Origin of the sequence: Citrobacter sp. TBCS-15, from assembly GCF_005280815.1 — a bacterium.
GTDB lineage: Bacteria > Pseudomonadota > Gammaproteobacteria > Enterobacterales > Enterobacteriaceae > Citrobacter > Citrobacter werkmanii.
Genome location: NZ_SZWK01000101.1, coordinates 270,921 through 293,063 on the forward strand (window position 1 = coordinate 270,921; position 22,143 = coordinate 293,063).

The 22,143-nt window shown below is 52.2% G+C and carries 21 protein-coding genes; 13 read left to right on the forward strand and 8 right to left on the reverse strand.

Translation table 11 applies throughout. The features are described from left to right. Position 1 precedes the first annotated feature (1 nt). The 3 genes from FDW96_RS04395 to tolC all read right to left on the reverse strand — a co-directional run bounded on the left by FDW96_RS04395 (position 2) and on the right by tolC (position 3,469). Positions 2 to 1,162 (reverse strand): glutathionylspermidine synthase family protein, encoded by a 1,161-nt coding sequence (locus FDW96_RS04395; protein WP_137365396.1) that lies wholly within the window; start codon positions 1,160 to 1,162, stop codon positions 2 to 4. 5 nt (positions 1,163 to 1,167) lie between these two features. Continuing rightward, positions 1,168 to 1,845, reverse strand: coding sequence for a DUF1190 family protein (locus tag FDW96_RS04400; protein ID WP_006688037.1), 678 nt, complete (start codon positions 1,843 to 1,845; stop codon positions 1,168 to 1,170). Between the two features lie 148 nt (positions 1,846 to 1,993). Continuing rightward, positions 1,994 to 3,469, reverse strand: coding sequence for an outer membrane channel protein TolC (gene tolC / locus FDW96_RS04405; protein ID WP_042311027.1), 1,476 nt, complete (start codon positions 3,467 to 3,469; stop codon positions 1,994 to 1,996). A gap of 205 nt (positions 3,470 to 3,674) precedes the next feature. Here tolC and nudF point away from each other — a divergent pair, with 205 nt between their 5' ends. The 5 genes from nudF to parE are packed head-to-tail and all read left to right on the forward strand — an operon-like array spanning position 3,675 to position 8,080. Next, on the forward strand, positions 3,675 to 4,307 hold the full coding sequence (gene nudF, locus FDW96_RS04410; RefSeq protein ID WP_038633920.1) for an ADP-ribose diphosphatase: 633 nt from the start codon (positions 3,675 to 3,677) through the stop codon (positions 4,305 to 4,307). After that, the gene (locus tag FDW96_RS04415; protein ID WP_003024582.1) at positions 4,304 to 4,726 is read left to right on the forward strand and encodes a DUF1249 family protein; all 423 of its coding nucleotides are present in this window, start codon (positions 4,304 to 4,306) and stop codon (positions 4,724 to 4,726) included. The genes nudF and FDW96_RS04415 overlap by 4 nt, the downstream gene beginning before the upstream one ends. A 24-nt stretch (positions 4,727 to 4,750) precedes the next feature. Beyond that, positions 4,751 to 5,578 carry a 3',5'-cyclic-AMP phosphodiesterase gene (gene cpdA / locus FDW96_RS04420; RefSeq protein WP_042311024.1) on the forward strand — a complete coding sequence of 276 codons (828 nt, stop codon included), beginning with the start codon at positions 4,751 to 4,753 and terminating at the stop codon, positions 5,576 to 5,578. Further along, a complete protein-coding gene (yqiA, locus tag FDW96_RS04425; protein ID WP_038633915.1) occupies positions 5,578 to 6,159 on the forward strand; it encodes an esterase YqiA in 582 nt (193 codons plus the stop codon). Before cpdA ends, yqiA begins: the two co-directional genes overlap by 1 nt. A gap of 28 nt (positions 6,160 to 6,187) precedes the next feature. Further along, entirely contained in the window at positions 6,188 to 8,080 is a 1,893-nt protein-coding gene (gene parE, locus FDW96_RS04430) for a DNA topoisomerase IV subunit B (RefSeq protein WP_005123094.1), read from the forward strand. A gap of 57 nt (positions 8,081 to 8,137) precedes the next feature. Here parE and FDW96_RS04435 read toward each other — a convergent pair whose 3' ends face one another. After that, on the reverse strand, positions 8,138 to 8,452 hold the full coding sequence (locus FDW96_RS04435) for a putative quinol monooxygenase (RefSeq protein WP_042289259.1): 315 nt from the start codon (positions 8,450 to 8,452) through the stop codon (positions 8,138 to 8,140). Between the two features lie 30 nt (positions 8,453 to 8,482). Further along, on the reverse strand, positions 8,483 to 9,064 hold the full coding sequence (locus FDW96_RS04440; protein WP_006688047.1) for an NAD(P)H-dependent oxidoreductase: 582 nt from the start codon (positions 9,062 to 9,064) through the stop codon (positions 8,483 to 8,485). A gap of 246 nt (positions 9,065 to 9,310) precedes the next feature. On the opposite strand from FDW96_RS04440, the gene FDW96_RS25375 reads away from it, so the two are divergent. The 3 genes from FDW96_RS25375 to FDW96_RS04455 are packed head-to-tail and all read left to right on the forward strand — an operon-like array spanning position 9,311 to position 10,842. Next, positions 9,311 to 9,790: an Hcp family type VI secretion system effector gene (locus FDW96_RS25375; RefSeq protein WP_042311010.1), complete on the forward strand. Its 480-nt coding sequence runs from the start codon at positions 9,311 to 9,313 to the stop codon at positions 9,788 to 9,790. A 2-nt stretch (positions 9,791 to 9,792) separates the two neighbouring features. Next, positions 9,793 to 10,503 carry a hypothetical protein gene (locus tag FDW96_RS25380; protein ID WP_137349760.1) on the forward strand — a complete coding sequence of 237 codons (711 nt, stop codon included), beginning with the start codon at positions 9,793 to 9,795 and terminating at the stop codon, positions 10,501 to 10,503. 6 nt (positions 10,504 to 10,509) lie between these two features. Next, the gene (locus FDW96_RS04455; RefSeq protein WP_137349761.1) at positions 10,510 to 10,842 is read left to right on the forward strand and encodes a DUF2645 family protein; all 333 of its coding nucleotides are present in this window, start codon (positions 10,510 to 10,512) and stop codon (positions 10,840 to 10,842) included. A 7-nt stretch (positions 10,843 to 10,849) separates the two neighbouring features. On the opposite strand, the gene qseC is transcribed toward FDW96_RS04455, so the two are convergent. Together qseC and qseB are read right to left on the reverse strand one after the other, a co-directional pair. Continuing rightward, positions 10,850 to 12,199 carry a quorum sensing histidine kinase QseC gene (gene qseC / locus FDW96_RS04460; protein ID WP_137365265.1) on the reverse strand — a complete coding sequence of 450 codons (1,350 nt, stop codon included), beginning with the start codon at positions 12,197 to 12,199 and terminating at the stop codon, positions 10,850 to 10,852. Continuing rightward, a complete protein-coding gene (gene qseB, locus FDW96_RS04465; RefSeq protein ID WP_032940770.1) occupies positions 12,196 to 12,855 on the reverse strand; it encodes a quorum sensing response regulator transcription factor QseB in 660 nt (219 codons plus the stop codon). Before qseB ends, qseC begins: the two co-directional genes overlap by 4 nt. A 151-nt stretch (positions 12,856 to 13,006) precedes the next feature. On the opposite strand from qseB, the gene FDW96_RS04470 reads away from it, so the two are divergent. The 4 genes from FDW96_RS04470 (at position 13,007) to ftsP (ending at position 18,194) form a co-directional block, all read left to right on the forward strand. Further along, positions 13,007 to 13,402: a YgiW/YdeI family stress tolerance OB fold protein gene (locus tag FDW96_RS04470; RefSeq protein ID WP_038633899.1), complete on the forward strand. Its 396-nt coding sequence runs from the start codon at positions 13,007 to 13,009 to the stop codon at positions 13,400 to 13,402. A 118-nt stretch (positions 13,403 to 13,520) separates the two neighbouring features. Further along, the gene (parC, locus tag FDW96_RS04475; RefSeq protein ID WP_061382452.1) at positions 13,521 to 15,779 is read left to right on the forward strand and encodes a DNA topoisomerase IV subunit A; all 2,259 of its coding nucleotides are present in this window, start codon (positions 13,521 to 13,523) and stop codon (positions 15,777 to 15,779) included. Between the two features lie 193 nt (positions 15,780 to 15,972). Further along, complete coding sequence (plsC, locus tag FDW96_RS04480; protein ID WP_032940773.1) at positions 15,973 to 16,710, forward strand: 1-acylglycerol-3-phosphate O-acyltransferase; 738 nt, start codon at positions 15,973 to 15,975, stop codon at positions 16,708 to 16,710. 71 nt (positions 16,711 to 16,781) lie between these two features. Further along, positions 16,782 to 18,194: a cell division protein FtsP gene (gene ftsP / locus FDW96_RS04485; protein ID WP_038633892.1), complete on the forward strand. Its 1,413-nt coding sequence runs from the start codon at positions 16,782 to 16,784 to the stop codon at positions 18,192 to 18,194. A 16-nt stretch (positions 18,195 to 18,210) separates the two neighbouring features. Here the strand turns inward: ftsP and FDW96_RS04490 are convergent, their stop codons facing one another. Beyond that, positions 18,211 to 19,686 (reverse strand): TrkH family potassium uptake protein, encoded by a 1,476-nt coding sequence (locus tag FDW96_RS04490; RefSeq protein WP_137365266.1) that lies wholly within the window; start codon positions 19,684 to 19,686, stop codon positions 18,211 to 18,213. Positions 19,687 to 19,884: 198 nt separating this feature from the next. Between FDW96_RS04490 and FDW96_RS04495 the strand changes: the two genes are divergently transcribed. After that, the gene (locus tag FDW96_RS04495; RefSeq protein ID WP_137365267.1) at positions 19,885 to 22,056 is read left to right on the forward strand and encodes a YgiQ family radical SAM protein; all 2,172 of its coding nucleotides are present in this window, start codon (positions 19,885 to 19,887) and stop codon (positions 22,054 to 22,056) included. Positions 22,057 to 22,143: the final 87 nt, after the last annotated feature.

Here is a 22,143-nt window from a genome sequence, read left to right on the forward strand (position 1 = left end):
ATTATTCGACAAAAATATGCGGATAGAAGCGCGAGAGATCCTGCGTGATCAATGCTCTGTCTTCACGAATGCCGATGCCAGCAGGTTGATCGTTAATCAGCCAGCTGCCGATCAGCATATAGCTGTCGCCAAATTTCGGGAGCTGATGGAACTGCTGTACGATCATACCTTCTTCGCCATACGGCCCTTCAACGGCTTCGATCGTTTTCCCGTTCTCAATGATGGAGACATTAGCCCCCTCGCGCGAGAAGATCGGTTTAACGACGAATTTATCCATCTGCGGATGGTCGTCTTCGGCGAAGTACGCTGGCAGCAGGTTCGGATGGTTCGGGAACATTTCCCACAACAGCGGTAATAGCGCTTTGTTGGAGATGATGCTCTTCCAGGCCGGTTCCAGCCAGCGAACGCCCGCGTCTTCAAGCTTGGTGGAGAACATTTCACGCAGCATGAATTCCCACGGATAAAGTTTGAACAGGTTGGCAATAACCTGATCCTGCATATCCGTGAACTGACCTTTTTCACCAAGGCCAATATCTTCGATATAAAGGAATTCAGTGGCGATCTCAGCCTCGGCAGCGCAATCCTGCAGGTACTGGATCGTTCCGCGATCTTCGACCGTATCACGACAGCAGGTCAGATGCAGCAACTGAAAACCATACTGTTCACGCAGCTCGGTGAAGCGCTCGATCAGCTTTTCCTGCAGACTGTTGAACTGATCGCTGCCTTCCGGCAGGTTGCCGGCATTGAGCTGATCTTCCAGCCAGATCCACTGGAAAAACGCGGCTTCGTACAGTGACGTTGGCGTATCGGCGTTGTTTTCCAGCAGTTTGGGTTCACCCGTGCCGTCCCACGCCAGATCCAGACGCGAATAAAGTGACGGCTGCTGTGTCTGCCAGGACTGACGAACAAAGCCCCAGGTATGCTTTGGAATGCGAAACTTGGTCATTAGCTCATCGCTGGCGATGACCTTTTCCACCACTTTGAGGCACATTTGATGCAGCTCTGCGGTGACCTCTTCCAGCTTTTCAACCTGGGCAAGCGTGAGCTTATAGTACGCGTCTTCACACCAGTACGGCTCGCCGTACATAGTGTGAAAGTTGAAACCGTATTCGGTGGCCTTATCGCGCCAGTCCGGGCGCTCAACAATACTGACTCTTTCCATGACCATCAGCCGCCCATTGAACGTGTGGTGGTGCCGCTGGCGCTACGCTGCATAGTGCTCTGTTTAGCCACAGATTCGCCAAATCCGCCGCGGGTGACGGTAGTGGTGGTGGCTGGTTTCGGCGCCATGGCGGTTTTCGGCACGGTCATGGTACGACCCGGCGTCGCTGCACCGTAGTTTTTACCGCTGGCATCAGTGTATTTGCCGTATGCTGGGCTGGCCGGATTTTTCGAGCTGAACAGCGGCTGCTGCGCGCCCATACCGCCGCCCATCAGTCGGCCCATCATGTAGCCTGCCATCAGCGGCATCCAGAAGCTGCCGCTGCTTTGGTTCTGCGCCTGAGCCTGGCCTTCGCCGGTCGGCGCCATACCCGCTTGCGCAGGTGCCTGTTGGCACTGGCCTTCGCCGAATTCGGCGATACAGTCTTCGCGAGTGGCATATTTTGGCGCGGTGCGTTCCGCTTCTTTCAGCGCATTGTTGAACGCGGTAGTACATTCGGCGCTTTTACCCGGATTCGCTGCCGAGCAGTCGTCCGCGTTTTGATAAAGCGAAACCGTTTCGTCGCTCTTTTCACAGCCCGCGAGCATAAACACAGCGGTAACTGCCAGGGCGACAGGAGTCAGGTGGCGTGCGCTCCAGCTTTTGCGGAACGAGGCGTGATGTATCGATTTTGTCCGTTTCATTTATGTCTTCCAGGACCCAGTGGTAAATACTGCTCAGAATAGAGGATGACTGGTCGAAATTGAAGCGGGAAGAGGCGAGAATGCGTAGGAAGGGGCGGATCTTTACGTTGTCTTACGTTCAGACGGGGCCGAAGCCCCGTCATCAGCATCAATTACGGAACGGGTTGGTGCCGTTGCTGCTGGTTGTACGTGCTGCTGTCGGCTGCGCCGCCGGCGTCGTGCTGTTGGACGTATAACCATCCGCTGCGGCGTCTTGCTGCGCGTTTTGCGGGGCGATCGTATCCGGGGTAGTGGATACCGGTTTACCCAGCGTATTGTTCAGGGCCACCAGATCCTGCTCGTTCAGCGTACCGAGCGCGGATTTGACGTTTAACTGATTGATAAGATAGGTATAACGCGCATTAGCCAGCTGTTGCTTGGCATTATACAGCGTGGTAGTGGCATCCAATACATCCACGATGGTACGTGTACCAACGGAATAACCGGCTTCCATCGCATCCAAAGAACTTTGCGCAGAAACAACCGCTTGTTTGTACGCGTTGATGCTACTGATGGACGCATTAATGTTGTTAAACGAAGAACGAACGGTCTGCACCACGCTGCGGTGTGCGCTTTCCAGTTGTTCACTCGCGCCAACAAAGTTGTACTGCGCTTGTTTCACCTGCGAGTTAACCATTCCACCCTGGTAGATAGGCAGCGAGAAGGTCAGACCGATTTTGTTCTGGCCCATGTTGCTGTCGTCATACTGGGCGTTATTGTTAGTTTTGGAACCGTTGTAAGAGGTGTCAGATACGCCAGTAGATGCGGTCAGGTCCAGAGTTGGTAAATGACCGTCCTGTGCCAGGCGGATCTGTTCACGCGCCAGATCCTGGCTTAAACGTGCCTGCAATAAGGTCAGGTTGCGGTTTTCTGCTTCTTTCAGCAGTGCGTTCACCGCCTGCGGTTTGTTGGTTTTGAAGCCGTCAACGTTCAGCGAAGCCAGTTCCGGGTAGTAGTTACCGGTCACCTGGCGCAGCTGTTCCACCGCGTTATCCAGATTGTTGCGCGCGGTAACTTCGTTCGCCAGCACGGTATCGTATTGTGAACGGGCGTTCTGTACGTCAGTGATGGCAACCAGGCCAACGTTAAAACGCTGAGTGGTCTGATCTAACTGACGGTAAACCGCATCTTTCTGTGCCTGGGTGTAAGACAGCACGTCAATCGCGTTCAGTACGTTAAAATAGGCGGTGGCGGTATTCAGGATCAGCGTTTGCTGATCGGTCTGATAGGTCACGTCCTGGATGCCCGCTGATTTTTCTTGCAGCGTCAGGGCACGCCATTTTGACATATCAAAAATGGACTGAGTTAACTGCAGAGATGCGCTGGTGGCGTTGGAGTTGACGCCATTTGCATCACGGTAGCCATTGCTGTAGGTGTAATCGGCACCTAATCCCAGTTGCGGCAGTAATGGGCTACGCGCTTCGTTAATTTTTTCGAATGCAGCATCGCGATCGGCGGCGGATTTACGCAATTCCGGGTTGCTCAGGCGTGCTTGCTGATAAACCTGCATCAGGTTTTCTGCCTGGCTCAGAGTACTGAACCCCGACAGGCTCAGGCCGATAAGGATGGGGAGCAATTTCTTCATTTGCATTCCTTGTTGTGAAGCAGTATTTAGCGCTGATCAAATTGTAAAAATATTTGCTGATTCTAGCAGAATCCGCCACTGCAAAAAGTTGGCGTTACGTGCCATACGGCGTTAATTTGCATCAATTTAACACAAGGGCGTTGAAACATCAGTCAAACGACCTTGAAATTCACATTTTAAACACTATTGGTTTCAGGACAGCACAATGCGTAAACCAGACAACTTGCCAATGACTTTCACTAAAAATGATGTAGAAATTATTGCACGAGAAACGCTATACCGCGGATTTTTTTCACTGGATCTTTATCGATTCCGCCATCGCCTGTTTAACGGCGGGATGAGCGGTGAGGTAAAGCGCGAAATTTTTGAGCGCGGACACGCGGCAGTCTTGCTACCCTTTGACCCTGAGCGGGACGAAGTTGTGCTGGTCGAGCAGATCCGCATCGCGGCGTTTGATACCAGCGCCAGCCCATGGCTACTGGAAATGGTGGCCGGGATGATCGAAGAAGGCGAGAGTGTGGAAGATGTCGCGCGCCGTGAAGCCATGGAAGAAGCTGGGCTTAACGTTAAACGCGTAAAACCGGTGCTAAGTTATCTGGCAAGCCCGGGAGGCACCAGCGAACGCTCATCGATTATGGTGGGTGAAGTGGACGCCACGACCGCGAGCGGAATTCATGGTCTGGCTGATGAAAACGAAGATATTCGTGTTCATGTGGTGAGCCGGGAACAGGCTTACCAATGGGTAGAAGAGGGGATAATCGACAACGCGGCTTCTGTCATCGCCTTGCAATGGTTACAGCTGCACTATCAAGAGTTAAAAACTGAGTGGAAAAAATGAAGCGTTACACACCTGACTTCCCTGAAATGATGCGCCTGTGCGAAACCAATTATTCGCAATTGCGCCGCCTGTTGCCGCGTAATGACGCAGCCGGCGAAACAGTGAGCTATCAGGTGGCAAACGCACAATATCGGTTAACGATCGTTGAATCGACCCGATACACTACGCTTGTCGCGATCGAACAAACGGCACCGGCTGTGACTTACTGGAGTCTGCCGTCGTTAACCGTGCGTCTGTATCATGATGCGAGGGTCGCTGAAGTGTGTTCAAGTCAGCAGATCTTTCGCTTCAAAGCGCGGTATGATTATCCAAATAAAAAGTTGCATCAACGCGACGAAAAGCATCAAATTAACCAGTTTCTGGCCGACTGGTTACGGTACTGTTTAGCACATGGAGCGATGGCGATTCCGGTTTATTAGCGTCGTGAAACCTAAGGACACCATTTGGAAAGCCTGTTAACCCTTCCTTTGGCTGGTGAGGCCAGAGTCAGGATCTTACAAATTACAGACACTCACCTGTTTGCCGAAAAGCATGAAACGCTGCTGGGTGTGAACACCTGGGACAGCTATCAATCCGTACTGGATGCAATACATGCTGAGTCGCCAGAGTACGATCTGATCGTCGCGACTGGCGATTTGGCGCAGGATCAATCCGCTGCGGCTTATCAGCATTTTGCTGAGGGCATCGCAAGTTTTCGTGCGCCCTGCGTTTGGCTCCCGGGTAATCATGATTTTCAGCCTGCAATGTACAGCTCGCTGCAGGAAGCTGGCATTTCCCCGGCTAAGCGCGTCTTCATTGGCGAACAGTGGCAAATCTTGTTGCTGGACAGTCAGGTATTTGGCGTTCCCCACGGCGAGTTAAGCGAATTTCAGCTCGAATGGCTGGAGCGTAAACTTGCCGATGCGCCTGAACGCAATACCTTGCTGCTTCTGCATCATCATCCTATGCCTGCGGGCTGCAGCTGGCTCGATCAGCACAGTCTGCGCAATGCCGCCGAGCTGGACAACGTGCTGGTGAACTACCCGCGCGCGAAGTATCTGCTCTGCGGGCATATTCATCAGGAACTGGATCTGGACTGGAACGGTCGCCGCCTGTTGGCGACGCCGTCGACCTGCGTGCAGTTTAAGCCGCATTGTTCTAATTTCACGTTAGATACCATCAGCCCCGGCTGGCGTACGCTGGAGCTATTTGCTGACGGTACGTTGCAGACTCAGGTGTGTCGTCTGCAGGGTAATCGGTTCCACCCTGATACCGCTTCAGAAGGCTACTGATGTCTACACTTCTCTATCTCCACGGATTTAACAGTTCTCCTCGTTCAGCGAAGGCATGTTTGCTGAAAAGCTGGCTGGCGGAGCACCATCCGCACGTTGAGATGATCGTACCGCAGTTGCCGCCGTATCCTGCTCAGGCCGCAGAGATGCTGGAATCGATCGTTCTAGAGCATGGCGGCGAGTCGCTGGGGATTGTCGGTTCCTCGTTGGGCGGCTATTACGCCACCTGGCTGTCACAATGTTTTATGCTGCCAGCGGTGGTGGTGAATCCGGCGGTCCGGCCTTATGAACTGCTGGTCGACTATCTCGGTCAAAACGAGAACCCCTACACGGGGCAGCAATATGTGCTAGAGTCACGCCATATTTACGATCTTAAAGTCATGCAGATTGACCCGCTGGAAGCGCCGGATTTAATCTGGCTGCTCCAACAAACGGGCGATGAAGTGTTGGACTACCGCCAGGCGGTGGCGTATTACGCCTCCTGCCGCCAGACAGTTACTGAGGGCGGAAACCACGCATTCACGGGCTTCGAAGATTATTTCAACCAGATTGTCGATTTTCTTGGACTGCACAGTTTCTGACGATCAATTCGAATTGCTTATTTAAACCATGACGCAAACTTATAACGCTGATGCCATTGAGGTACTCACTGGGCTTGAGCCGGTACGCCGTCGCCCGGGGATGTACACCGATACAACCCGTCCGAACCACCTTGGGCAGGAAGTGATTGATAACAGTGTGGATGAAGCACTGGCGGGCCACGCAAAACGTGTGGATGTGATCTTACATGCTGACCAATCTCTGGAAGTCATTGATGATGGCCGCGGCATGCCAGTAGACATTCACCCTGAAGAAGGTGTTCCGGCGGTTGAGTTGATCCTCTGCCGTTTACATGCGGGTGGTAAGTTCTCCAATAAGAACTATCAGTTCTCTGGTGGTCTGCATGGGGTGGGTATCTCCGTGGTCAATGCTCTGTCTAAGCGTGTGGAAGTGAACGTACGTCGCGACGGACAGGTGTACAACATCGCGTTTGAGAACGGCGATAAGGTGCAGGATTTACAGGTTGTCGGGACCTGCGGTAAACGCAATACCGGAACCAGCGTGCACTTCTGGCCGGATGAAACCTTCTTCGACAGCCCGCGTTTTTCCGTTTCGCGCTTAACGCACGTACTGAAAGCTAAAGCGGTATTGTGTCCGGGTGTTGAGATCACTTTTAAAGATGAGGTCAACAATAGCGAACAGCGCTGGTGCTACCAGGATGGTCTGAATGATTATCTGAGCGAAGCGGTGAATGGCCTGCCGACGCTGCCAGAAAAACCGTTTATCGGTAATTTTAGCGGTGAGACAGAGACCGTTGACTGGGCGTTGCTCTGGCTGCCGGAAGGCGGCGAGCTGTTGACCGAAAGCTATGTAAACCTGATCCCAACCATGCAAGGCGGTACGCATGTTAACGGTCTGCGTCAGGGCCTGCTGGATGCGATGCGCGAGTTCTGCGAATACCGCAATATCCTGCCGCGCGGCGTGAAGCTGTCGGCGGAAGATATCTGGGATCGCTGCGCTTACGTGCTGTCGGTAAAAATGCAGGATCCGCAGTTTGCCGGGCAAACCAAAGAGCGTCTCTCCTCGCGTCAGTGCGCGGCTTTTGTCTCTGGCGTGGTGAAAGATGCTTTCAGCCTGTGGCTGAACCAAAACGTGCAGTCAGCCGAACTGCTGGCTGAGATGGCGATTTCCAGCGCCCAGCGTCGCCTGCGCGCGGCGAAAAAAGTGGTGCGTAAAAAGCTGACCAGCGGTCCGGCGCTGCCAGGGAAACTGGCGGACTGTACCGCACAGGATCTCAATCGCACCGAACTGTTCCTTGTCGAAGGTGACTCTGCGGGCGGATCGGCCAAACAGGCGCGCGATCGTGAGTACCAGGCGATCATGCCGCTCAAAGGTAAGATCCTCAATACCTGGGAAGTCTCTTCCGATGAAGTGCTGGCCTCGCAGGAAGTTCACGATATTTCGGTGGCGATCGGTATCGATCCGGACAGCGACGATCTGAGCCAGCTGCGATACGGCAAGATCTGTATTCTGGCGGATGCGGACTCCGATGGTTTGCACATTGCCACGCTGCTGTGCGCATTGTTTGTAAAACACTTCCGCACGCTGGTGAAACACGGTCACGTCTATGTGGCGCTGCCGCCGTTATACCGTATCGACCTCGGTAAAGAGGTCTATTACGCACTGACGGAAGAAGAAAAAGCGGGCGTACTGGAGCAGCTAAAACGCAAGAAAGGCAAGCCGAACGTGCAGCGCTTTAAAGGTCTGGGCGAAATGAACCCGATGCAGCTGCGCGAAACCACGCTGGATCCGAACACGCGCCGCCTGGTGCAGCTCATCATTGATGATGAAGACGATCAGCGCACCAACGCGGTAATGGATATGCTGCTGGCCAAGAAGCGTTCTGAAGATCGTCGTAACTGGTTGCAGGAGAAAGGCGACCTGGCGGATCTCGAAGGGTAATCGATCCTTAAATGCCGGATGGCGGCGTAAAACGCCTTATCCGGCAAATCGACAATCTTAAATGCCAGATTCCAGAATACGAATATTCATCTCCAGCACATCACCTTTCACGGCTTCGCTATAGGCTTTCATGTGCGGTGTCTGCAAATGCGCTTCAAGGTGGGCAATACTTTCCCACTGTTCAATCATGACGATAGAATCCGGGGCTGTAGTCTGAAAACTGACGCCAGCAGCATGATCGACCATCGGCGCGTAGCCGTGGCAGCCTTCTTCTTTCAGTACGGTCGGAACGATTTTAGCGAACTGATCCAGTACCGCCTGGCGGTGATGTTGACCTGGACGTGTACGGATTTCTGCAATAACGGTAAGCATGGTTAACTCCTTCTAATTCCAGGTTACCAGTTAACCAAAAATTTCGTTCAGATGCTTGCGATATTCTGCGATATAACGCGGGACATCCGGCATTTTAATCACATCATTGGTGATAAAGGTCGGCAGCGCTTCCATTCCCAGGAACTGGTTTGCTTTATGGAACGGGAGATAAACGCCATCAACCCCCACGCCATGGAAGAACTGATCTTTTTCCGTGAAGGCTTCCATCGGTGCGTTCCAGGTCAGAGACAGCATGTATTTTTTGCCCTGAATCAGTCCGCCGGAACCGTATTTTTTTGACGCATCTGAACGTGTGCGACCATCGCTGGCGTACAGCGTACCGTGCCCGGCAGTGAACACGTCATCAATGTATTTCTTCACCGTCCACGGCGCGCCCATCCACCAACCCGGCATCTGCCAGATAACGGCGTCTGCCCAGACGAAGTTCTGCACTTCTGCCTGCACGTCATAATCGCTGTCAGCGCGTACGACTCTAACATCATGCCCGAGGTCGCGCAGGATACCGTCCGCGACCTCGGTCAGGGTGTCATTCAATTGCCCATTAGAATGGCCGAATTTTTTCGCACCGTTGATAATCAGGATGTTGCTCATTTTGTGTCCTCAAAGAATAACGTTTGAGGCCGATTCTACGCTGATGAGCGGTACGGTGAAATTAGCAAAATGTGCAAAGTCTTTTGCATTTATAGCAATAGTTGGGTGTCGTGGAGAAATTACGTAAAGTGTGTAAATGAATTCTGAATTTTCTGTAACAGATAAATGGAGTGATTTTTTATCACAGTGAAGGAATAAACTGTCTGTAGCTGAGTTATTCAAAACACCAATATAAAGGGTTTTATAATGGCCAATATTATATATGCGACAGTTATCGGTGAAAAACAGGGCATGATTTCTGCTGATTGTGGAACATCTGCTTCTATTGGTAATAAATATCAACTAAACCACGTTGATGAAATTTTTGTCCTGCAATTCGACCATTCCATGAGTCGAGAGCATAATGTTTTACATCATCCTGTGAAATTTTATAAGCCAATAGATAAGTCATCACCTTTGTTAAATGCCGCGATTTCTGAAAATGAAAAATTATCGGTTTTATTTGACTTTTATAGAACAATTTCTGGTGGTGGTATTGAACGGTTTTACTCTATTGAGTTACAGGATGCTTATTTGTCTAACATTTCATCCTGCTATCCTCATGTGTTAACACATGCAGGTAATCAGCCAGAGGAAGTCATTATGCTGAGCTATAAAAATATAACGTGGAAACATCTTATAGCCGGCACTGAGTCATATAGCTTCTGGGAAGAAAGGATTTTCTAACGATGAAAAGCGATTTTATGCTGAGGAACCGTTTCTGTACCATCCCACAGACAAAATTCCGGAAATGGGATGAAATTGATGTTTTGTTTTGGAAGTTAGGCAAAAATGATGCCCGTGGATTTTCAGGAGCATTTTATTTGAATGCCTATAAAGATGCATATGTGCAATACAACAGAGATAAAATCATTAAACATGCTAACGCTGCGGGGATACGCTCCGACCTGCTTGGCGCAGTAGCATGGATTGAATCAGGAGGAATGCCTGAAAATTTTAAATTTCAGGTGTTTGAGGTTAAAAGGATGATTGGGTGGGGGAGCAAACCTGCAGATAAAACATTATTTGGTTCTGTAGCTGCACAAATACGCGTTGCGGCTGTTACACTTGGCCTGGATCCTTCGGAGCTTACTACCAGGGATCAGTTGGAGTTAGCAACCTGTCTCATGGAGGATGACTTTAACTTGCGCGTAACAGCAAATTATTTGAGAGATCTCATTCTCTATGATTATCCTGATGTAGCAACACTTTATATGACCGATGAGCAATACATAATGGCGGGTGTGAGGTATAATCGGGGAGTTCAAAGATGTTTAGAAGATTTCACCCAATTAATAAGTAATGTACCCAAACGAGGTACGGAAGACTATAACTATATATCCTATGGTATGAGATTGCTGGAAATAAGAGAACATATCAGAGCATTACTTAGAGAGTAATTGTATATGTTAAAAGGAAAAGTAGTATCTATACTTGAAGTGTCTCTATATATAGTCCTTGCGTATTGGTTAACCGATACATTTTTTGCCTTCAATAAATATAGTTGGATGCTTGAGCCGAATGACTCAATTTGTAGTATACCTGTCGTCTCAAACGATAATCGCGGTTTGCAGGCTGCCGTTGCAGCATTTTTTCTGCTCACGCCGCTTATTATTATCCTAGTCAGAAAACTCTATGACCGAAGAATGTTTGAGTTCTGGTTATATTGTCTCGCGGTAGCCACCTGCCTTTTCGTTGGCTGGTGGCTTTTTTGGGGGCGTTATTTATATTGCCAGTGATTTAGGCCTACCAACTGATCTTAGCTTCAAACCCTCCTTCCGGAGCATTTCCAAACGAGGCCGACATTCTGTGTAAGGACGCGATGCGACGGACAATTGACAACCCCAGACCGCTGCCGGTCACGCTTTGCCCTGGTGGGCGATAAAAGCGTTCTCCAATGTGCATCAGAACTTCCGGCGCAATACCTGGACCATTATCTTTGACGCTAAAATTGCGGGCGTTGAGCGTCACTTCCACAATGCTTCCCTGGGGACTATAGCGAATCGCATTATCCAGCAGATTTCGCACCATCAGGCTGAGTAACAGCGGTTGCCCGGTACATGTGATGCCATGCGCGTTAATCTGCAAACGTACGTCAATATGCGCCTGCTGGGCCGAATGGTAGATATCCATCACCGAAGATTGCAGCAACTCCTCCAGCGAGATTTCCGCCACATCCTGAAGATTGTCGAGGGAGTCAAGGCGCGAAAGCGTCAGTAACTGATCAACCAGACGCGTGGCGCGATCGATCCCGGCCTGCATCTGCATTAAGGCTTTTTGCCTTGCCTGCGGGTCATCGTCAGACAGTTGCGCCACTTCGGTTTGCACTTTCAGCGCCGTCAACGGACTACGCAGCTCGTGAGCGGCATCTGAAGTAAAGCGCCGTTCACGTACCATGGTGGTATGAATACGAGTGAAAAGTTGGTTGAGTGATTCAACCAGCGGGCGAACCTCGCCAGGAATGCCTTTCAAACTGAGCGGTTCTTCTGATTCCGGGTCGCGTAAACGTAGCGCCTGCGCCAGTTTTTTCAGTGGCTTAAGTTCAAGACTTAACAACACAATCAGGATTAACAGCATCAGCGGCAGAGCGACCAACCACGGCACCAATTGTGCTGTCACAATCGCTAAAGCCATATCTTCACGATATTCCCATTCCTGGCCGACAACGATTCGATACTTTTTATCTGCGGAAGTCAGCCAGACAAAACGCCATTTATCGTTGTCGCCATTCAGATAGCCATCGTCAAAACCTTCCCGGCGATAGCTATAGGGAATGTACTGGCCATTGTCGCCATCGTGAAGAACCATTTTCCCTTCTGGCGTGTAGGCCGCAAAGGTCAGTACATCGTCGTCAATATGACCATGTTTGAATTTTTTCGGGGTATGCGCGATACGTTCAGAGGCTTTGAGTTCATCAAGATCCAGCGTGACAAGACGCTTGGCGAACAGCATTTGCTGCGTGTCGAACATCTCATTCACGTTATCGGTGGTTTGCTTCCACGCGACAAAGCTGGAAATCAGCCAGGTCACTAAAACCAAAATCATGAAGATAAGCGTTAGCCTGACGCGCAGGCTGAGGCGTTGTGCGAATTTCATGCGTCACCCAGGGTGTAGCCAATGCCATGCACGGTACGGATAAAGTCGCTGCCGAGCTTACGGCGTAAGTGATGGACGTGTACTTCAACCGCATTGCTGGAGACGTTTTCGTCCCAGGTATATAGTTTTTCCTCAATCAGTTTACGGGGCAGGACGCGGCCCTTGTTGCGCATAAGCAGCTCCAACAGCGCGAACTCTTTGGGCTTAAGAGACAAAGGTTCGCCCGCCGCCGTGGCGACCAGCGCGCCGGGATCGAGCGTCACCTCGCCATGGCGCAATGTGTTGCTGGCCTGGCCGCTGGCACGACGCACCAGCGCCTCCAGCCTGGCGGCAACTTCGATCAACGCGAAGGGCTTACACAGATAGTCATCCGCGCCCAGACGTAAGCCTTCAACGCGTTCCGCCAGTGCGTCGCGGGCGGTCAGAATCAGCACCGGTTCCTGCTTCCCGTTGGCTCGCCACTCGCGCAGGATGTCTCGTCCGTCTATGCCTGGCAGCGTCAGGTCGAGGATTACCGCATCATACGGGGCACTGTAGAGTGCTTCTTTCCCCTGACGTCCTTCGGTAAACCAGTCGATGCTAAAACCCATTTTACTCAGACCGGTTTTAAGGCCATCGCCAATCAACGTATCATCTTCAACCAGTAAAATGCGCATATATTCTTCCCTGCGAAAACTCTCTTTACCGTCAGTAAACCTTGTCGCCGCCGCATCTGTACAGCAAAAAAGAATCTTTTTTTTCCTTAAGAAGTTGTTAAGGATTACCTTATTTAATAGTCGTAAACCAACATGAAAGGGAGACATGACGATGAAAAAATTAGCTGCAATGGTTGCCGTAATGGCACTGTGTTCCGCACCTGTTCTGGCAGCGCAGCAGGGCGGATTCTCTGGGCCAACGACGACCACACAAAGCCAAAGCGGTGGGTTTGTCGGCCCGAACGGCAGCATCACGACGGTAGCAAGTGCTAAATCGCTGCGTGATGACGCGTGGGTTACCCTGCGTGGGAACATCGTTGAGCGTATTTCCGACGATCTGTATGTGTTTAAAGATGCGACCGGCACGGTGAATGTGGATATTGACCATAAGCGCTGGAACGGCGTAACCGTAACGCCGCAGGATGTGGTTGAGATCCAGGGCGAAGTGGATAAAGACTGGAACTCCGTTGAAATCGACGTGAAACAGATTAGCAAAGTTGCTAAATAATCCCCATCAGGGCCGCATTCGCGGCCCTTTTCTTTGTGACTCAACACGCCAGATAGGGTAGTATCTGCGGCAATATTGCCCTTCAATAGAGGGGTACAAAGTTGAGGAACCACGATTAATGAGCGATATGGCAGAGCGCCTGGCGCTGCATGAATTCACGGAAAACGCCTATCTGAACTACTCCATGTACGTCATCATGGACAGGGCGTTGCCATTTATTGGCGATGGTTTGAAACCCGTTCAGCGTCGCATTGTGTATGCAATGTCCGAACTGGGGCTGAATGCCAGCGCCAAATTTAAAAAATCCGCGCGTACCGTCGGTGACGTGCTGGGTAAATACCACCCACATGGCGACAGCGCCTGCTATGAAGCGATGGTACTGATGGCGCAGCCGTTCTCTTACCGTTATCCGCTGGTTGACGGCCAGGGGAACTGGGGGGCGCCGGACGATCCCAAATCCTTCGCGGCGATGCGTTATACCGAATCCCGTCTGTCTAAATATGCGGAAGTCCTGCTGGGTGAGCTCGGTCAGGGAACGTCGGACTGGGTGCCAAACTTCGACGGCACTATGCAGGAGCCAAAGATGCTGCCTGCGCGTCTGCCAAATATTCTGCTGAACGGTACGACCGGTATTGCCGTGGGTATGGCGACGGACATTCCGCCGCATAACCTGCGTGAAGTGGCAAAAGCAGCGATTACGCTGATTGAGCAGCCGAAAACAACGCTCGATCAACTGCTGGATATCGTGCAGGGGCCGGATTACCCGACCGAAGCCGAGATTATTACTTCGCGTGCGGAAATTCGTAAGATTTACGAAAACGGACGCGGCTCCGTGCGTATGCGCGCGGTATGGACGAAAGAAGACGGTGCGGTAGTGATTTCCGCGCTGCCGCATCAGGTTTCCGGGGCAAAAGTGCTGGAGCAGATCGCTGCTCAAATGCGCAATAAAAAGCTGCCGATGGTTGACGACCTGCGTGACGAATCGGATCATGAAAATCCGACCCGTCTGGTGATTGTCCCGCGCTCCAATCGCGTGGATATGGAACAGGTGATGAACCACCTGTTTGCCACCACCGATCTGGAAAAAAGCTACCGTATCAACCTGAACATGATCGGCCTCGACGGTCGCCCGGCGGTGAAAAACCTGCTGGAGATCCTCACCGAATGGCTGGCGTTCCGCCGTGATACCGTGCGTCGTCGCCTGAATTATCGTCTGGAAAAAGTGCTTAAGCGCCTGCATATCCTTGAAGGTTTGCTGGTGGCGTTCCTCAACATTGACGAAGTGATCGAGATTATTCGTCATGAAGATGAACCTAAGCCTGAGCTGATGTCGCGGTTTGGCATTTCTGAAACGCAGGCTGAAGCTATCCTTGAGCTGAAATTGCGCCACCTTGCCAAACTCGAAGAGATGAAAATCCGCGGTGAGCAGGATGAGCTGGCGAAAGAGCGCGATCAACTGCAGGCCATTCTCGCTTCCGAGCGTAAAATGAGTAACCTGCTGAAGAAAGAGCTGCAGGCCGATGCCGATGCTTATGGCGACGATCGCCGCTCCCCGCTGCAGGAACGTGAAGAAGCGAAGGCGATGAGCGAGCACGACATGCTGCCGTCTGAGCCGGTGACTATTGTATTGTCCCAGAGTGGTTGGGTGCGTAGCGCCAAAGGCCACGACATTGATGCGCCAGGATTAAGCTATAAAGCGGGCGACAGCTTTAAATCTGCAGTGAAGGGTAAGAGCAACCAGCCGGTGGTGTTCGTTGACTCGACCGGACGCAGCTACGCCATCGACCCGATTACGCTGCCGTCGGCACGTGGCCAGGGCGAACCATTAACCGGTAAGCTCACGCTGCCGCCGGGCGCGACGGTTGAGCATATGCTGATGGAAGGTGACGATCAGAAACTGCTGATGGCATCCGATGCGGGCTACGGTTTTGTCTGTACCTTCAATGACCTGGTGGCGCGTAACCGTGCGGGTAAAGCATTGATTACGCTGCCAGAAAATGCGCATGTCATGCCTCCCGTGGTGATTGAAGATGAAACCGATATGCTGCTGGCCATTACCCAGGCAGGTCGCATGTTGATGTTCCCGGTGAGCGATTTGCCGCAACTGTCGAAAGGCAAAGGGAACAAGATTATCAATATCCCTTCAGCAGAAGCGGCGAAAGGCGAAGATGGCCTGGCGCTGCTCTATGTGCTGCCGCCACAGAGCACGCTGACTATTCACGTCGGTAAACGCAAAATTAAACTGCGTCCTGAAGAGTTGCAGAAAGTGACCGGCGAACGTGGTCGTCGCGGCACGCTGATGCGTGGTCTACAGCGTATCGATCGCATTGAAATTGACTCGCCTCGACGCGCCAGTCAGGGCGACAGCGAAGAATAACGTGACTGCCCGGCTCTCCCTGCTTTCGCTCAGGGAGAGCCAACGTTAAAATTTCCCGTAAAACCGTTGTTTATTCGTGCGTTGCGATTAACAATACGCTTTTCCAGAGAGCCGCCTAACAAAGCCCTAACCTGATGCAGAGTTATGTATCCGGTGACGTAAAATGCCAGGCTCTTAGGCCTTAGAGGTTGTTATGTTATATATTTTTCGTTTAATCATTACTGTTATTTACTGCATTCTGGTCTGTATTTTCGGTTGTATATACTGTCTGTTCAGCCCACGGAATCCAAAACACGTCGCAACGTTCGGTCATATGTTTGGCCGCCTGGCTCCCCTGTATGGCCTGAAGGTCGAGTGCCGCATGCCGGCAGACGCGCAGAATTATGGTAATGCTATCTATATTTGTAACCACCAGAACAACTATGACATGGTTACTGCTTCGAATATTGTTCAGCCGCCGACGGTAACGGTGGGTAAAAAAAGCCTGCTGTGGATCCCGTTCTTCGGGCAGCTGTACTGGTTAACCGGTAACCTGTTGATCGACAGAAACAACCGTGCTAAAGCGCACAGCACCATCGCAGCCGTGGTGAACCATTTCAAAAAACGTCGTATTTCTATCTGGATGTTCCCGGAAGGGACGCGCAGCCGCGGTCGTGGTCTGCTGCCGTTTAAAACCGGCGCGTTTCATGCGGCGATTGCGGCGGGCGTCCCGGTTATTCCGGTGTGCGTTTCAACAACTTCAAACAAAATAAAACTCAACCGGCTCAATAACGGTTTGGCGATTGTAGAGATGTTGCCGCCGGTGGATATTAGCCATTTTGGTAAAGATCAGGTTCGTGAACTGGCAGCGCATTGCCGCACGCTGATGGAACAAAAAATCGCAGAGCTCGATAAAGAAGTTGCAGAGCGGGAAGCCGCCGGTAAGGTTTAATCCGCGCAATTCGGTTTTTTTACAGGAAAAGATTTCCTGCGTGTTAATCGCCAGTTTTTCATGGAGTTTATATGTCATTCAGTCGGCGTCAGTTCATTCAGGCATCGGGGATCGCACTGTGTGCAGGTGCTGTTCCGCTGAAGGCTAATGCTGCCGGTCAGCAACAACCGTTACCTGTGCCTCCACTGCTGGAGTCTCGTCGGGGGCAGCCGTTATTTATGACGCTGCAACGCGCGCATTGGTCATTTACACAAGGCACACGCGCGCCTGTCTGGGGGATTAACGGCCGCTACCTGGGGCCGACAATCCGCGTCTGGAAAGGGGATGACGTCAAGCTTATCTACAGCAACCGTCTGACAGAAAATGTCTCGATGACCGTCGCCGGATTACAGGTACCTGGTCCGCTGATGGGGGGCCCGGCGCGCATGATGTCACCTAATGCGGATTGGGCGCCAGTGCTGCCGATCCGCCAGAATGCCGCCACGCTGTGGTATCACGCCAATACGCCAAATCGTACTGCCCAGCAGGTCTATAATGGTCTTGCCGGGATGTGGCTGGTTGAAGATGAGGTCAGTAAATCCCTGTCTATTCCCAACCATTACGGCGTAGATGATTTTCCGATCATTATCCAGGACAAGCGTCTGGACAACTTTGGTACGCCGGAATACAGCGAACCTGGCAGCGGCGGTTTTGTTGGGGATACGCTGCTGGTCAACGGGGCGCAAAGCCCGTATGTCGAAGTCTCCCGCGGCTGGGTACGCTTGCGTTTGCTGAACGCGTCAAACTCGCGTCGTTACCAACTGCAAATGAGTGATGGCCGTGCACTGCATGTGATCTCCAGCGATCAGGGCTTTTTACCTGCGCCTGTTTCATTGAAACAGCTCTCGCTGGCGCCAGGCGAACGTCGTGAGATCCTGGTGGATATGACTAACGGTAATGAGGTCTCTATTACCTGTGGCGAGGCGGCCAGCATTGTCGACAGGATCCGCGGATTCTTTGAACCATCGAGTATTCTTATCTCCACGCTGGTGCTGACTCTGCGACCAACTGGCCTTCTGCCGCTGGTGACTGACAGCCTGCCAATGCGCCTGCTGCCTACGGAGATCCTCAGCGGTTCGCCGATTCGCAGCCGTGATATCAGCCTGGATGACGATCCGGGGATCAACGGTCAACTGTGGGACGTCAACCGCATGGATATTACCGCGCAGCAGGGTACCTGGGAGCGTTGGACGGTACGGGCGGATATGCCGCAGTCTTTCCATATTGAGGGTGTCTCGTTCCTGATCCGTAATGTAAACGGCGCGATGCCATTCCCGGAAGACAGAGGCTGGAAAGATACCGTCTGGGTAGATGGTCAGGTCGAGTTACTGGTTTATTACGGTCAGCCTTCCTGGGCGCATTTCCCGTTCTACTTTAACAGCCAGACGCTGGAAATGGCGGATCGTGGCTCGATCGGTCAGATCCTGGTGAACCCGGCGCCGTAACGCGCCGGGGTTTGCGTTACGCCCGCCAGAACATGCGCGAAAACAGGATCAGTATGGGGTAAATCTCCAGACGCCCCATGATCATGGCTGCGAACATCAGCAGCTTTGCCTCCTCATTTAACGTGCCAAACGTCGTGGCGGTAACGCCAAATCCCAGCCCCATATTGTTGATGCAGGCGGCGACGGTGGCGAAAGAGGAGAAGAGATCGTAGCCCATCAGATTGAGCGCCCAGATAAAAAAGCTGGTGAACAAAACGTAGAGAAAGAAAAAGCTCCATACCGAACGCACCACCCTGTCGCTTACCACGCTGTTACCCACTTTGATGTTCAGCAGGGCGCGAGGATGCGCGAGCTGGTGTAATTCCTGGCGGCACTGCTTGAACATAATCAAAAAGCGCAGCACTTTAATTCCCCCGCACGTCGATCCCACACAACCGCCGAAAAAGCTGGCGCTAAGCAGCATGAAGATCGTGTGCGAGGGCCACTGCGCGTAATCCGCCGTTGACAGGCCATTATCCGTCAGCATGGAGCTGGCCAGAAAAAAGGCATGCACCAGGCTGTCCGTTAGCCCGTACATACCTGCCCGCCAGACCTGCCAGGTGGCGATCAGCGTGACCACCAGCGCAATTAGCAGAAAGAAACGCAGCTCGGCATTACGACGAAAGGGCTTGAAGGTACGTTTTACAATAGCAACGTACCAGAGGGTGAAGTTAAACGCGGATAACAGTGAAAACAGTCCGGCGACGAGTTCTATAGCGTGGCTGTTATAAAAGCCGATGCTCTCGCTGCGAGTGGAAAATCCGCCAAGAGAGACCGTCGACAGCCCGTGGCATAAGGCGTCGAAAAACGACATCCCGGCAGCCCAGTAGGCTAGAGTACAAATAAGACCCAGAATGACGTAGGTCAACCACAGCGTACGTGCGGTATCGGCAAGCCTTGGCGTGAGGCGTTCTTCTTTGAAGGGGCCTGGCATTTCAGACTGATACAGTTTCATGCCGCCAATACCCAGCAGCGGTAATACCGCCACGGCGAGGACAATAACGCCCAGGCCGCCAATAAAATTGAGCTGAGCACGATAGTAAAGATACGATTTCGGTAAGGCGCTGACGTCGTCAATCACCGTTGCGCCAGTGGTGGTAATCCCGGAAACCCCTTCGAACAGGGCATCGGCAAAGGAGAGATTTAAGCCATCGTCCATCCACATCGGCATTGCGCTAATAAACGAAAACAGTAGCCAGAACAAAACGATAATGACGAATCCATCCCGGGTTCTCAGTTGAATTCCCGCATGTTTGGTTGCCAGCCACGCCCCGCCGCCAAGGGTAAAGAAAGTCATAAATGTGCTGAAAAATGCGAAAAAGCTCCGCTCTTTATTTAACAGAGCGATGGTCATCGGCGGCAGCATGGAGAAGCTGTAGAGAAGAACCAGAAATCCGCACAGGTGAACAACAACCCGTAACTGGGAAATATGCAGTGAATCGTTGAGTCGCAATGAAAAATCCCCCGCCGAAAAGAGTGATCTCAGCTGGCCGGCATGGTGTTAATTATGATTGATAAAAATGGCTGTCGTAAAATTTAACAATTTATACAACTTTCTACTGGTCTGGTTCAGACTCCACTTCATTTCTTGCCGACATACAGCGTATAATCCCCGGCCTTTGATTATTTTTTTACCATTTTTGGAAGCAATATGAGCGCAATATCCCTGCTCCAACCGGACAGAGACCTTTTCTCCTGGCCGCAGTACTGGGCTGCCTGTTTTGGCCCGGCACCGTTTTTGCCGATGTCACGTGACGAAATGGACCAACTTGGCTGGGATAGCTGCGACATCATTCTGGTGACCGGCGATGCCTACGTCGACCACCCAAGCTTTGGTATGGCGATTTGTGGCCGTATGCTGGAAGCTCAGGGCTTTCGCGTCGGAATTATCGCCCAGCCGGAGTGGAACAACAAAGACGATTTTATGCGTTTGGGTAAACCGAACCTGTTCTTTGGTGTGACCGCTGGCAACATGGACTCGATGATCAACCGTTATACCGCCGATCGCCGACTGCGCCATGATGATGCCTACACGCCGGACAACGTGGCGGGTAAACGTCCGGACCGCGCCACGCTGGTCTATACCCAGCGCTGTAAAGAAGCATGGAAAGATGTGCCGGTTATTCTTGGCGGCATTGAGGCCAGCCTGCGCCGCACCGCGCACTACGATTACTGGTCTGATACCGTTCGCCGCTCCGTTTTGGTGGATTCGAAAGCCGATATGCTGATGTTCGGCAACGGCGAACGTCCGCTGGTGGAAGTGGCGCATCGTCTGGCGATGGGGGAAACTATCGATCAGATCCGCGACGTGCGTAACACCGCGATTATGGTTAAAGAAGCGCTGCCGGGCTGGAGTGGGGTGGATTCTACGCGTCTCGACACGCCAGGCAAGATTGACCCGATCCCGCATCCTTACGGTGAAGATCTGCCGTGTGCCGACAACAAACCTGTCGCCCCGAAAAAACAGGAAGCGAAAGCGGTAACCGTACAGCCGCCACGTCCGAAACCGTGGGAAAAAACCTACGTGCTGCTGCCGTCCTTCGAAAAAGTGAAGGGCGATAAAGTGCTGTACGCGCATGCGTCGCGTATCCTGCACCACGAAACCAATCCAGGCTGTGCGCGTGCGCTAATGCAAAAGCATGGCGATCGCTACATCTGGATCAACCCACCAGCTATTCCGCTGTCTACCGAAGAGATGGATAGCGTCTTTGCGTTACCGTACAAGCGTGTGCCGCATCCGGCGTATGGCGACAGCCGTATTCCGGCCTATGAGATGATCCGTTTCTCGATCAACATCATGCGTGGTTGCTTTGGTGGCTGCTCGTTCTGTTCGATAACCGAGCACGAAGGCCGCATCATCCAGAGCCGCTCTGAAGACTCGATCATCAATGAAATCGAAGCCATTCGCGACACCGTTCCGGGCTTCACCGGCGTGATTTCCGATCTCGGCGGCCCAACGGCGAACATGTATATGCTGCGCTGTAAGTCACCGCGTGCGGAGCAAACCTGCCGTCGTCTGTCATGCGTCTACCCGGATATTTGTCCGCACATGGATACCAATCATGAGCCGACAATTAACCTCTATCGCCGGGCGCGTGATCTCAAAGGCATTAAAAAGATCCTTATCGCATCCGGAGTGCGTTACGACATCGCGGTTGAAGACCCACGCTATATCAAAGAGCTGGCAACCCATCACGTAGGCGGCTATCTGAAGATTGCGCCAGAGCATACCGAAGAAGGCCCGCTGTCGAAGATGATGAAGCCGGGGATGGGCAGCTACGATCGCTTCAAGGAATTGTTCGATACCTACTCTAAACAGGCTGGTAAAGAGCAGTACCTGATCCCGTACTTTATTTCCGCGCACCCGGGTACGCGTGACGAAGATATGGTGAATCTGGCGCTGTGGCTGAAACAACGTCGTTTCCGTCTGGATCAGGTGCAGAACTTCTATCCATCGCCGTTGGCGAACTCCACAACCATGTATTACACCGGGAAAAACCCGTTGGGTAAAATTGGTTATAAGAGTGAAGATGTGGTGGTGCCGAAAGGTGATAAGCAGCGTCGTCTGCATAAAGCCCTGCTGCGCTACCACGATCCAGCCAACTGGCCGTTAATCCGCCAGGCGCTGGAAGATATGGGTAAAAAGCATCTGATCGGCGGGCGTCGCGAATGTCTGGTTCCGGCGCCTACGCTTGAAGAGATGCGCGAAGCGCGTCGCCAGAACCGTCATACTCGTCCGGCGCTGACCAAACACACGCCAGTGGCGCACCAGCGTCAGACGCCTGCCGCAAACAAAAAACGCGGGAAAGTGGCGGGACGTTAATCTGTCTTGCCAGGTGGTGAAATGCTTATCGGGCCTACGAATAGCACTTTGTTGTAGGCCGGATAAGGTGCTTGCATCGCCATCCGG